This is a genomic window from Acidithrix sp. C25, from assembly GCF_904848545.2.
This window is the reverse complement of sequence record NZ_CAJHCI020000004.1, coordinates 170486-182510: the sequence shown is the minus strand read 5'-3', so window position 1 is coordinate 182510 and position 12025 is coordinate 170486. Positions and strand designations below refer to the sequence as shown.

The window sequence follows — 12025 nt, the reverse complement described above, 5'->3', positions numbered from 1 at the left end:
GAAACGGAGAAAAGTTTCAAAATGGAAAGTCGCTTTGTTGTCAGGGATATTTTAGTTGTTGGCGGGGGATACGTAGGTTTAACTGCTGCCGGGTGTTTCGCGGAATTGGGTCATAGGGTCTACCTCATCGAAAAGGACGAGGAGCGAATGGAGAGTCTTTCACGTGGGAAGATACCTATCTACGAGCCCCAGCTGGATGAGATCTTTGCGCGATCTCTGCGTGATGGAAGAATCATCTTGGGTGATTCCATGGCAGATGGTTGCTTTGGGGTCGATGTAGCATTTTTATGTGTAGGTACTCCACCATCTCCTAACGGCAACCCCAACCTGTCAATTATTGCAGCAGCAGCCGCTGAAGTTGCCGGCGCGGCCACGACAAGCCTCCCAATAGTCGTCAAGAGCACTGTACCTCCTGGAACATGTGAGGCGTTGGAGCTCATTTGCCACGAGGCTGCCAAAGAAGGCGTAGAGCCTACTGTGTGTTCAAACCCCGAATTTCTACGCGAAGGACGCTCAATCGACGATTTTATGAATCCGGATCGGGTCGTAATAGGAGGCGAAGAATGGGCGGTTGACGTGGTGGCTTCGCTCTACCCCGACTATATGCCACTACTCAAGATGGACCGCCGTGGTGCTGAGTTGATCAAGTATGCCTCCAATGCCTTTTTGGCGGTCAAGGTTTCATTTGCGAATGAGATTGCAGCACTATGTGAGTCACTTGGAACCAAAGCCAGCGACGTCCTTCGGGGTGTTGGTTTGGATTCGCGGATAGGAACTGCCTTTTTGAGTCCAAGCATAGGTTGGGGTGGATCCTGTCTTCCAAAGGATACTTCTGGGATGGTCGCTATCGCAGATTCCCTCGGGTGCGATTCGGGGGTGGTGTCGGCAGCGATTTTGGCTAACCGAGCCGCTCGGGAGCGTTCGATAGATCGCATTGACAGGGCGGTTGGTGGTTTATCCGGAAAGCGTATCGCCCTTTTGGGAATGGCATTTAAGGCCGGAACCGATGATTGTCGTGATTCGCCTGCGCTCTTATTGTCCAGCGAACTTATAAATAGGGGTGGCGTCGTCGTCGGTTACGACCCTATGGCAAAGTTGACTTCGCTTCAAGAGTTTTCAATTACATCGCGAGTTGATTCCCTTAGCGAAGCTATCGTTGACGTTGATGCAATTGTCTTTGGCGCAGCATGGCCAGAATTTGGCCAACTGGATCCTATTGCGATTACCGCCATGAACTCTCGCACCGTAGTATTTGACGGCTCGAGTTCGATAGAGATCGAAAAGTGGCAGATGGCAGGGTTTATAACGATGGGTGTCGGAGAGGGCCACCAAGACAGGTTTCGTCCGATTATTTGGAGACCCCTTTCTTGGACTACAACAATGAGCCACGAAAGCGTCGCTTGAGATAAAAACACCTTCTTTCGCGACCTTTTATGATGGCCATACAGATCAATGTGGCCATCATAAAAAAGGGATTGGACCTTAGAAAAATGTAGTTGGTTCTTTTGAAGTATCGCATTGGCAGCGTATTTTTCTAGTTAGTTTTTCCAGAGCGAAGTCTTTTTGAACAATAGTGATCAGAATCGCTATCAAACAGAAGGCGCTGGAAATGATCATTCCGATTCGTAGCCCTGAAGAGGTATCGGAGAAGTAGCCGGTTACTAGCGGACCTGTGCTTTGCCCAATTGCCATGGCCAGCGTGGCAGTCCCAAGAATTTTAGCGACCTGCGAGGGCGCTGAGTTGCGTTGGGCTAACCGGGTTATGGCTGTTGTGGCGGCCATCAATCCAAGGCCAATTAGGGCCGCTGAGAGGAGAACGACGCCCTGATCTTTGCTGACCAGGGGTAGGATCGTCCCGATCGCAATTACAGTCAAGGTCGCGCCAAGTCCCCATCCTGCCCGAAGCGCGCCTAGAGGTCGGTCCCAAAAGAATCCTGAAAAGACCGAAACGACTCCAAGAACTATATAAAAGACAGAGACAAAGGTTGAAGACGATCCATTTTGTTTAAGGAATGCCACGATGAAGGTCATGAATGAGATGTATCCGGCACCGAAGATTCCATATCCTAGAAAGGAAGGCATGTAACTTCGAAGTCGTGCCTTTTCGGAAATGTCTTTTGGCGGGGTTGGGTTTGTGAGTTTGGTGAGTTCGACGCTGGTGATAATTAGGCTAATGAAGCACAAAACTCCAAGTAAAATCCATGCAGCTTGCCATTCGTTATTGCCAACCAGGTGAAGTAGCGGGGGAATGCCGATTCCAGATATCGCCGTTCCAAGACCGGCTCCGCCGAAGAATATCCCTAATGAACCGGCTGCAACACGATGGGTACTTCTAATGTTTGAATGGGCAACAATTGCACCTCCGACAACTAGCAACATGGCCCCAAAGACCCCTGATGCTGCTCGAACGATGAAAAGATAGCCGAGGGATGAATTGATAGCCGGGGCGAATGTCAATATCGTGATAGCGGCCATTGCGAATCTAAAGCTCTTTTTCGCTCCATATCGTTTCGCTACGGGCGCCGATATAATAGCGCCAAACCCATATCCGACAGCGTTGAGAATATTGAGCGAGCCGGCTTCTAGGTATGTCCAGTGAAGATTGGACTTCATGGCGGGGAGGATTAAGCCATAAGAAAAGCGTGCGAATCCTAGGGCAGTTGCGACGCCCAACGACATCGCGAAAGCACTCATGTAAGGATTTCCAGAAGCTCTTTTTGATTTAGTTTCAACCGTCGCGCTAATTTTTGTTCCTTACTTCGACGAGATAATTAATGTTGTATACAACATGTATCTATGTTCACTATTCCACCGATGGGAATTGATCTTCGTTTTTAATTGAGGCTTCATTTACTCTATCTATCCAAACTACTCAGGTCTATTTTGATGTATGTCGATAGCGGTCGAGTTGGTGGGATTCGAAGGTCAGATCGGCTGTGGGTCACTGTAATATCGACTCATCAGATAGATCGACGGGTAAGAGCTACCTTGGGAGGTTCTGGTTTTGCTTTGGATCTCGGGGGTGATAGGTGGGAGTAACTGAGCGATCCCCCCTCCGGGGTAACCTCCGTGATGGGTTGATTTGCCAGGGGGATGTGTTGATGGAGCTTTATTGGTTCTGGAGGTCGTTTGTAATTTTCTAAAAACTCATCACCTCTATCTATTGGACCTATCTGCTCTTTTAGCTCGATCTTTTAGACCTAAAAGGGCTTTTATTATTGTGTTGTAATTTGAGGCGCCGTTTTTGTTGGTGGGAAATTTTATCTTCGCAATCTTCGTTGATGATCTCGTGGAGCTAATGGCTAATAGGCGTTCACATCTCATTCTTGCGACTGTCACGAGGTACATATGGCGACTTTACTTTCATTTCATGCTCATCCCGACGACGAATGTCTTTTGACGGGCGGAACCTTAGCAAAAGCTAAATCAGATGGTCATCGAGTAGTGATAGTCGTAGCTACTGGTGGCGAAGAGGGTGAATATCCAGCCGGATTTGTATCCGATAGATCGGAACTACCTGATCGGCGTCGCGGTGAACTATTGGAATCCGCGAAAGTTCTAGGGGTGGACAAGGTCTATTTCCTTGGCTATAGAGATTCAGGGATGATGGGAACACAAAGCAATTCCAATCCCAAATCTTTTTGGATGACAGATATCGACGAGTCGGCCAAGGCTCTGGCGGAGATTATCGCGATTGAGAGGCCCGATGTCGTAACCATCTACGATGAAATCGGTGGTTACGGCCATCCGGATCATATAAATGTGAATCGGGTTGGCCTTAGAGCTTGCGAAATTTCCGGTTTGTCGGAGGTGTATCAAGCCACTATGAATCGTGACTATTTAATGGAACTAATGGCCGATTACTCCGTTGACAACCCAGGGAAGGTTCCCGATGAACCCCAAAGCGCTTTTGGAATGGGCGAGGATGCAATTGACACGGCTGTTGACGTCTCGGAGTACGTCTTTCTCAAGAGAGAGGCTTTAAGTCGCCATAGGAGCCAGATCGGTGGAGTTGCCTTTGTCTTCGACTTAGGCAACGAAGACTTCGCTAGAGCGTTTGGCACTGAATGGTTTATATCTCGTCATCCAAAAGAAAAAGAGTTTAGGACTGCAATACTCTAGGATTTTTTAGACGTGGATCGATCTGTTTTCAAATGCAATCCACGTCTAAGTTGCTATCCCAGGAGATTGATAAGTGCATTTCTAGCGTTGGCGTTGCTTGCTGCGAGAGCTGTAAGTTCACTAGCTAAAGCGAGCAACCAGTCGTCTAACTCCACACTTCTTCTTGAAATTACTACTCCTTTTACACTCTGGGATATCTGCGGGTTTATGTGGCCCGGTTTGTCCTGATTTAGCTCCAGAACTTGATTGTTGGTACGAATCGTTAGAGCAATTACCTTGCCTTCTCGTTTGGAAAAACGGTTTGACAGCGATTTTTCCCTTCGAACTTCGACCATTCCTGCAGGAAGAAGAGTTTCGAGCTTGGAAGAGAGGGCTTGTCCCAGAAGATTAAGATCCGAGGTGTCGGCACGAAGTGCCGCAGCGACCATATCTACCGAAGAGATTGGTTCTAGTTCATCGGTCACCTTAGTCTCCAAGTGGCAATACGAGCTGTGGTTTGGCTATGACGTGGTTTTCGCGAAGTGGACGAACGGCAGTTCCGATTGCAAAGAACTCCGTGGTGTGGCCGCCCCACCGATGTGGAAGTGACAAGAGCTGGACTCCAACGATACCTTCGGCATGGAGGGTTTCGGCTTCGGCTTGCATGCGACTCATGGCGAGTTCGCGAGCGTCATATAGCGCTTCAGTGAATTGAGGAATTTCGACGTTCTGGCCAAAGTTCGACATGGATTGGAACATCCTTTGATGGGCAATATGGTAGACACAGGTGCCCATCACCATTCCGAGGGGTGCATATCCTGCTTGAACTAGAGTCCAGAAGTCTTGTCCTGAAAGGTCAGATGTGAACGGCTTTCCTTGCGAACGCCAGTGCATCTCCTTGTCATCGGCGACTACCGCAGTTCCAACAGCTATGAATTCTGCTATATCTGAGCCGAATTCCTTGAATTCAACCTCCAGTCGTACCCCGACGATACCATCGGCACCAAGTATGTCGGCTTCCGCTTCCATCCTTGTCATCGCCAGCTCGCGGGCATGGTACATCGCTTCGGTGAGCTTGGTCAACTCTTGATTGGCGCTCCACTTTCCGACTTGGAGTCCTACGTGGTAGATGCTGGAGCCAAAGACTAGACCAAGGGGTCGAAATCCTGCTTCACGCACCAATAGGAACTCGTTGACTGAAAGGTCAGATGTGAATAAAGAGGTGGCTTTTCCCGGTTTCATCTCAGAAAGCCGGCGAATAGCGTCCTCGGGTACTCCGATTGACCTTGGGTCTATTGCTTGGTTGTCATTAGTCAATTTTTTCGCGCTCCCTACTTCGTTTGCTTTTTTCGCGGTTGTTAATCTTTGGCCGTCAAGGCGCTGGCTAATTGAGATTTACCGCTTGTCTTTTAGTGAGATAAACGTCATCGGTCGATCTGGCTTTGTTTTGGTGTCGAATCTCACCAATGAGGTACCGACGACTCTTACCTCAGCTACATGATCTCTGTGGTTTTCGTATGGTTCGGTTTCAAATATTCGAAGTGACATTTCCTCTATTATGGCGCCTTCGGCGCCTTTTCGAGCTACGTCATTTCTCAAGGCCCGACGGGCAGATTCCCGTGCTTGTTTGACTAGGACCGTGTAGGTGTCGATCTCGACGTTGGGTGCGAAGACCGAGTTTTGCCGTTGAGTGCGATAGTCGTCGTGTGTGACCTCGACACTAACTTCAACTGAAATGGCAACAGGAATATATCCGCTGTGGACGAGTTTGGCAAAGTCGGCTCCATTTAGATGGGTGCTAAAGGGGGATTTTAAATGTAATTTCCCTTTAGACGAGATCGCAGTGCCCATAGCAATAAATTCCGACGATCCCTCGCCGAGAGAATTTTGCATTAGTCGAACTCCAACGACCCCGTCAGCGCCAATCTCGGTGGCTTCGAGAATCATCCTTTCTATGGCTTTTCTCCAACCTGAATTGATGATATCGAAATAGTTGCCGTAGGTCGAATTGAAGCCCGTGTTGAACATCGCCCCCATTCCAGCGTTTTGAAAGTTTCCTCCACCGAACGGTCCACCGCCATAGTAGTTACCTACAAACCCACAACTTGGCATCCTTGCGCCGGTGGTGTTGAGCACAATCGCCCCCATTACCTCGCTAGCAAATGTAAAGCCGGCTGACTCTACACCTGTTGCTCCGTTGACGCTCAGAAGCGAGGATCGAAGATGAGTTGTGCGTATATTGTCAATTCGCCGCTGGGCTGCAGGTGGCAATCCTTTGGCATTCCAATCTGTCATGTGAGACTCCTTGAATCATAGATTAGCCTTTAGTTGGATTTGTGTCCACACTATCGGGCTTGATTAGGCCAATTGTTTCAACTCCTTATGCAAGTGGGAAGTTATTGATAGAGGCGAATCCCTTTGAGCCTCGAGCTATTTAACTATCTTTTGAATGCAATAAGAGGGGCTATTACTCGATTGACCTAAATATTGTGGAAATACCCCTGGATCAAGTGGGTTAGTTGGCATTGATATTGCTCGTTCGGTAATCCAAAGGTCGTAGTTATTTCCTATGGCGATGGTTTTTAAAAGTTGTTAGGTTTTTGGGAGCGAATCGAGGATAAATTCTCACTCTTGTACAATTCGGATTTGAGATCCGATCCTAGTTTGTTCCATTTGGATTACCTTTGGCCTTGGCCTTGGCCTTGGGCTTGGGCTTGGCCTTGGCCTTGGCCTTGGCCTTGGCCTTGGCCTTGGCCTTGGCCTTGGCCTTGGGCTTGGGCTTGGGCTTGGGCTTGGGCTTGGGCTTGGGCTAATCAAGGGATCTCAATCTCTGTATTGAGAGACACCGTAGCTGCTGGATCCAATCTGGCTAGGAGAGTTTTTAGGACGCTTGTTTTGCAACAATATAAAGTGCCAAGCTCTTGGGATGTGCTGGCTTGTGCGAGCGATGTAGATCGAGGTCAGTATTTATGAAGATCGCGTTTAGAGATAATCTGTTGAAACTTGATTTCTTCCGCACGCTTTTGCGGCGTATAATGCTTTGTCAGCTCTTGAAATCAGAGTAGTAGTTTGCTCTTCAATTAGGTGATGAGAGCGAGTATTACCTGGTCTGATCGATGATGCTCCAATTGAGATCGTCGCTTTAATCGAGACCAAAGCATCTATTTTTGTTGTATTGTTTTCAATTTGTTGGCGAATTTTTTCGGCAATTTGAACTGCTTCTTCGATCTTGGTCTGTGGCAGCAGTACTGTAAATTCTTCCCCTCCGTAACGCGAGATGAAGTCTGTCTTTCGGATTTGGCTTCTTATGAGAGATGCGACATTTCTGAGGACTCTATCACCTCCAAGATGGCCAAAGGAGTCGTTGATTGCCTTGAAATGGTCCAAATCCATAAACAGCAAAGATAATTCTTCTCCCGCCTGGGATGCCTTTATAATTTCGTCGTTTAATGCAATAGTGAAAGTAGCGCGATTCGGAAGGCCGGTCAGTGAATCGATCTCGGCACGCCGCTCAAGTGACTTGTATTTTTGTACTTGCGAGACCGCTATTGCACATTGATCGGCAAAGAACTCCAGTGCCTCAAGGTGTGATGGTTCAGGAAAGAGGCCAGATAGAGGTTCGTCGGCGGAGATTATGCCAATGAGTCGGCCGCTTTCGTCTTGCATAGGTATGCTCAAAGAATCTAGAGGATGCCAATGTCCAGCCTCTACCTCCTGGGTGTGCAGAGGGACGCTTAGTCTGTCCATTAGCTCTTTGGGCACGTTGAATCGGGTGTGATCAAAAACGTAAGATTTGCTTTGGAGCATAGCTGGTTGCATAAGTTTCGAAAAGAGAGAGATGTCAATATTTGTGGCGGATAGTTGCGCTTTCTCCGAGGCCGCAAATCCCCAACCGGCTTGAAAACGCAAGGTCTTTTTGTCTTCCTCGATTAGTAAGATGCCTATTCTTTGGAAGTCGCCAACTTGCGACATCGACCTTGCAAAGTCTTCCAGCATCTCATCGAGCTGAGCTTCACGGCGAATTGCGTTACTTGCTTCAAATAGCCGGACGATCTGTGACCTTTGCGCCTCGAGTATTAATATTTTTGCAGCTGCATTCGTTCTGGCACGAATTAACTCGAGAGCGATCGAGCAGAAGTTTGCATAGGTCTCTAAGATCAGCGTGCTTTCGAGCGATGGAAGATGGCCGTCGATTGGGTCGTCAGGGTTGACCAATCCGACTACTTTCCCGCTGGGATCCCTCAGTGGTGCGATTAGTAGTGATTTTTCATGCCATTCACCGATGTCGGGGTTGGTTGTTTTAGTTGCTACAACGTGTGGGAAGATAATAGGATGACGAATGAGATCGGAACGTCCATCCACCCAAAATAGGTTTCCAATTCTGCTTGCGTGCTCCTCGATCTTCTTAAACGCCTCCATCGGAAGAACGTAGTTAGATGGAGGAGGTGTGAAGTCGTCATCGTATCCTTTGATAACCTTGGGTACAAAAGACGTGGTTCCTTCGAGAACAAAGATTACGCACATGGAAAAGCCAAGATCCCGACAGACATTTGTCGCTATGGTTTCAAAGAGTTCATGTTCGTCGACCATCTGAGTTAAATGCTGGGACGCATCTATGACCGATCGAAGTTTGGCATAGGTCGTAGGTAGGATATCACTCATTATGGACAGACCTCAGCGTTGTTAATCTTTGGCCCTGTCACTTGTTCATAAATCATCTGTTGCAATAGTTTCTTGTCGGACGAAAACTCTGTATGCTTTATCATTCAATTTCCATAGTTGATGTTTTAGAACACGTACTATTACGAATTTTGTCTAGTGGAACCCTAGCGGCGACTTTATGATTATTTAATCAATCGACTCTATTATATAGATCAAAGCTTTTTTGGCCGATTTATATTTGTCTTGAGATTTGAATTCGATATTTTTTGAACCGCCAACATGGCATATCTATTTTTCAGGTCTGAAAGATTTGGATAGTAGCTTTCGAATTTTTTATCAAAGCGTGATGACCCAACTTGCTTAGGCGAAAGTGCAATTGGTGAATTGATGGGAGACGCCCGAGGGAATGTTTTATCTATAGAGCATGTTTGAAACTGAAAGGTTAAAGAAATTAATTTTGTGCAAAGCCTTTGGTCTACTTCTTTCAAGAAACCAAAGCGTTGTACGACTTTCACTGGAAGGTGGCATTTTGGAAAAACTAGGTGGCAGATTCAATATAGGTGGCTCGCTCGAGGTCAATCGACTTGGCTTTGGGGCTATGAGAATAACCGGACCTGGAATTTGGGGAGAACCTATCGACCGTCCCGGAGCGATTTTGGTTCTTCGCAAAGCGATAGACGTTGGGATCGACTTTATAGATACAGCAGATAGTTATGGTCCTTACGTAAGTGAAGAGCTTATTCGAGAGGCACTTTATCCATATGCCTCTGGTGTAAAGATTGCTACCAAGGCAGGTCTCGTCCGCACCGGGCCAAACCAGTGGCATCCAGTTGGACGGCCTGAATATTTGCGTCAGGAGCTCGAAATGAGCCTGAGGCGTTTGGGCGTGGATAGGATCGATCTCTTTCAACTTCATCGGATAGATCCAAAGGTTGATCTTGCGGATCAGATTGGTCTTTTGAGCGATCTCCAGAAGGAGGGTAAGGTGAATAGAATCGGTCTCTCAGAGGTGAGCGTAAGCGATATCACAGAAGCATCCAAGTACGCAAAGATAGACACAGTTCAGAATCTGTATAATCTAACGAATCGCTCATCAGAAGCAGTCCTGGAGTATTGTGGAGCAAATGGGATCGGTTTTATACCTTGGTTTCCGATTCAGATGGGGTCTTTAGCCGGAGGTTCTGGTGTTGTAGGCGAAGTCGCAAAAGAGCTGGATGCCACTCCGGCTCAGGTCTCGTTGGCGTGGTTGCTACATAGATCTAAAGTGGTTCTGCCGATTCCAGGAACTTCTTCGGTGGACCATCTGGTAGAAAATTCCAACGCCGACAAGGTGAAACTCTCTGATGATCAGTTTAAGAGACTTTTTGAGATTGGAAATAAATAGTCGCGATTTTTTTCGGCGCTTTAGATCGTTATATTTGATCTAAAAGTCGATAAGATTCCTTTATTTTAAATAGATCGATAGCGGAGTGCCCAATTCTAACAGGGTGCTCCGCTCTTTATTAAACTTAGGTTTTAATACTTATTGATGGACTATGTGAGGATGAAGTGATCTTGAGGATTGATTTGAACAGCATTAGGCGACCCCTTCCACTAAGACGATCGCTAATTTTGGGTTAATTTCAGATTTCGAGGCAGGCAAGAGGGTTTTATTGGACTCTACAAGGTGGGCAACATCCAGTTTGGAATTGCCTTAGACGATCTATTTAGATGCGTTTTATTGATATGACAGTTCGGATCGAATTTGCTTAGGTGCAGCCAGAATTCTTTAGAATGGTTCATGTGCGTGATATGTGCTAGTTCGTGATAGATGACCGAACGCACTAGAGTCGGATCCACGAAGAGCAGCCTTGCGTTTAAGGTGATTGTCCCTGAACTTGAGCAGCTTCCCCAGCGAGTCTTTTGGATACGAGTGGCCACCTTTTTTGGAGATACACCCATCTCCGAGGCGAGCTTAGTCACTAGTGGGGTGAACTCCACTTTGGCCCTATGTTTCGTCCAGTCGCGTAATAGATGAATCGCTTGCAGGGAGGTCTTATTGGTTCCGCCGGTGAATTCCAAGATGTTTGGGTGTTTTTCTTCGAGGTAGATATGAGCTGGATCTCCAGATATCTTTTTAATCGTCCAAAGTTCATTGGTTGCGGCCAAATAGAAGGTTTCGGGGAGCTCATGTTTTTGTGGCAGTCCAGAAATGTCAGCGCGCTTTGCAAGTCGGTTTTGAGCTTGGCTGATCCAGTCACCCTGTTCGTGGACGAAGCGCTCTATCTTGGACCTGTCAAATCCCAAAGGGACCACTACCTCTACGCTTTGGTCAGCCTTGACCTTGATGCGCGCATATTTTAACCTGTGGTTGACTGTGATTGAATAATCCTGCAATTACGTGTCCCTAAAGTGCCGATTTCCATAGAGCTATCGTAATACAACAGCTCGATCTTTCTACTTCAGTATCTGTCTTTTACGCTTGGGTAGCTGAAATTTTTCTTGGTAGGGTTGAATCTTTGAGCAAATGGTTAGATTTCTAAGGTGAGTATTGATCCACGGGACCAAAAGGGAACTGGTTCTATGTGGCTATTTGACCTTGAGCCTCTAGCTTTGCCAAAAATAAGTGAAGGTCTGGAGCGTCCCTAGTGGTGTCAAGACTTATGTCGAGAATTTGGTAGATTTAAGCATCGATGGCCGAGGTCTTCAGGGCGGGTATCTTGAATCCGCTTAACATTATCGTTAGTGACTTATCGAAGGTGCTCCTAATCAGGTCATCGCGCTCTCGCGCGCTTATCGCAGTGTCATTAGATATGTTTAGCGCCGTTCGAGCCGCTCCGAATACAGCCCTAGCGAGCACCAGCGACCAGATCTTGAGATCGAGTGAGTTTCCTTCTGGTTCGAGGTAACGAGCACGCCCTTCCATCTCTTGAGCCAACGATGACTCCCAGTTGAAGATGATCCCCAATAGTTCTTTGTGGACGTCGACGATGGTCGAACTCCCTATGAATTTTCGGATCTGGCTTAGATTGGGCGGCGAATCCTCCAAGGTTTCGTTTAACGCGAATTTGATAGCGACTATGGGGTCGCTTGACATGGGGATTACCTTTAAATTTTGAATGAATTTGGCGAGCACCTCCTTGAGATTTGAAAATAACAGCTCCTCTTTGCTCTCGAAATACCTGTAAAAGGTGCGTTCTGAGACGTTCGCTGACTCGGCAATTTCTCGAATCGTGGTATCAAAGAAGCCTTTTTCTTGGAATAATCGTCCAGCCTCTTTCAT

The 12025-nt window shown here is 47.2% G+C and carries 11 protein-coding genes; 4 read left to right on the top strand and 7 right to left on the bottom strand.

The genetic code is table 11. The features are described 5' to 3' along the window. Positions 1-21 precede the first annotated feature (21 nt). A complete protein-coding gene (locus tag ACIDITHRIX25_RS000000103625) occupies positions 22-1404 on the top strand; it encodes a UDP-glucose dehydrogenase family protein (protein WP_052605275.1) in 1383 nt (460 codons plus the stop codon). A gap of 78 nt (positions 1405-1482) precedes the next feature. On the opposite strand, the gene ACIDITHRIX25_RS000000103620 is transcribed toward ACIDITHRIX25_RS000000103625, so the two are convergent. Continuing rightward, positions 1483-2694 carry a YbfB/YjiJ family MFS transporter gene (locus tag ACIDITHRIX25_RS000000103620; protein ID WP_201733710.1) on the bottom strand — a complete coding sequence of 404 codons (1212 nt, stop codon included), beginning with the start codon at positions 2692-2694 and terminating at the stop codon, positions 1483-1485. A 654-nt stretch (positions 2695-3348) separates the two neighbouring features. On the opposite strand from ACIDITHRIX25_RS000000103620, the gene ACIDITHRIX25_RS000000103615 reads away from it, so the two are divergent. Further along, positions 3349-4122, top strand: a complete 774-nt coding sequence (locus ACIDITHRIX25_RS000000103615) for a PIG-L family deacetylase (protein WP_201733709.1) — start codon at positions 3349-3351, stop codon at positions 4120-4122. Positions 4123-4175: 53 nt separating this feature from the next. Here ACIDITHRIX25_RS000000103615 and ACIDITHRIX25_RS000000103610 read toward each other — a convergent pair whose 3' ends face one another. From ACIDITHRIX25_RS000000103610 to ACIDITHRIX25_RS000000103600, 3 genes are all read right to left on the bottom strand, one after another. Then, a complete protein-coding gene (locus tag ACIDITHRIX25_RS000000103610; protein WP_201733708.1) occupies positions 4176-4586 on the bottom strand; it encodes a hypothetical protein in 411 nt (136 codons plus the stop codon). Position 4587: 1 nt separating this feature from the next. Then, the gene (locus ACIDITHRIX25_RS000000103605) at positions 4588-5343 is read right to left on the bottom strand and encodes a heavy metal-binding domain-containing protein (protein ID WP_349632179.1); all 756 of its coding nucleotides are present in this window, start codon (positions 5341-5343) and stop codon (positions 4588-4590) included. A gap of 153 nt (positions 5344-5496) precedes the next feature. Beyond that, complete coding sequence (locus ACIDITHRIX25_RS000000103600; RefSeq protein WP_201733707.1) at positions 5497-6396, bottom strand: heavy metal-binding domain-containing protein; 900 nt, start codon at positions 6394-6396, stop codon at positions 5497-5499. 389 nt (positions 6397-6785) lie between these two features. Here ACIDITHRIX25_RS000000103600 and ACIDITHRIX25_RS000000103595 point away from each other — a divergent pair, with 389 nt between their 5' ends. Beyond that, complete coding sequence (locus ACIDITHRIX25_RS000000103595; protein WP_283770457.1) at positions 6786-6914, top strand: hypothetical protein; 129 nt, start codon at positions 6786-6788, stop codon at positions 6912-6914. Positions 6915-7083: 169 nt separating this feature from the next. On the opposite strand, the gene ACIDITHRIX25_RS000000103590 is transcribed toward ACIDITHRIX25_RS000000103595, so the two are convergent. After that, positions 7084-8763: a sensor domain-containing diguanylate cyclase gene (locus tag ACIDITHRIX25_RS000000103590; RefSeq protein WP_052605270.1), complete on the bottom strand. Its 1680-nt coding sequence runs from the start codon at positions 8761-8763 to the stop codon at positions 7084-7086. Positions 8764-9292: 529 nt separating this feature from the next. Here ACIDITHRIX25_RS000000103590 and ACIDITHRIX25_RS000000103585 point away from each other — a divergent pair. Next, entirely contained in the window at positions 9293-10147 is an 855-nt protein-coding gene (locus tag ACIDITHRIX25_RS000000103585) for an aldo/keto reductase (protein ID WP_235347889.1), read from the top strand. Positions 10148-10422: 275 nt separating this feature from the next. Here ACIDITHRIX25_RS000000103585 and ACIDITHRIX25_RS000000103580 read toward each other — a convergent pair whose 3' ends face one another. Both ACIDITHRIX25_RS000000103580 and ACIDITHRIX25_RS000000103575 read right to left on the bottom strand, forming a co-directional pair. Beyond that, the gene (locus ACIDITHRIX25_RS000000103580) at positions 10423-11139 is read right to left on the bottom strand and encodes a M48 family metallopeptidase (RefSeq protein WP_201733705.1); all 717 of its coding nucleotides are present in this window, start codon (positions 11137-11139) and stop codon (positions 10423-10425) included. A 286-nt stretch (positions 11140-11425) separates the two neighbouring features. Next, on the bottom strand, positions 11426-12025 hold the full coding sequence (locus tag ACIDITHRIX25_RS000000103575; protein WP_152626168.1) for a TetR/AcrR family transcriptional regulator: 600 nt from the start codon (positions 12023-12025) through the stop codon (positions 11426-11428).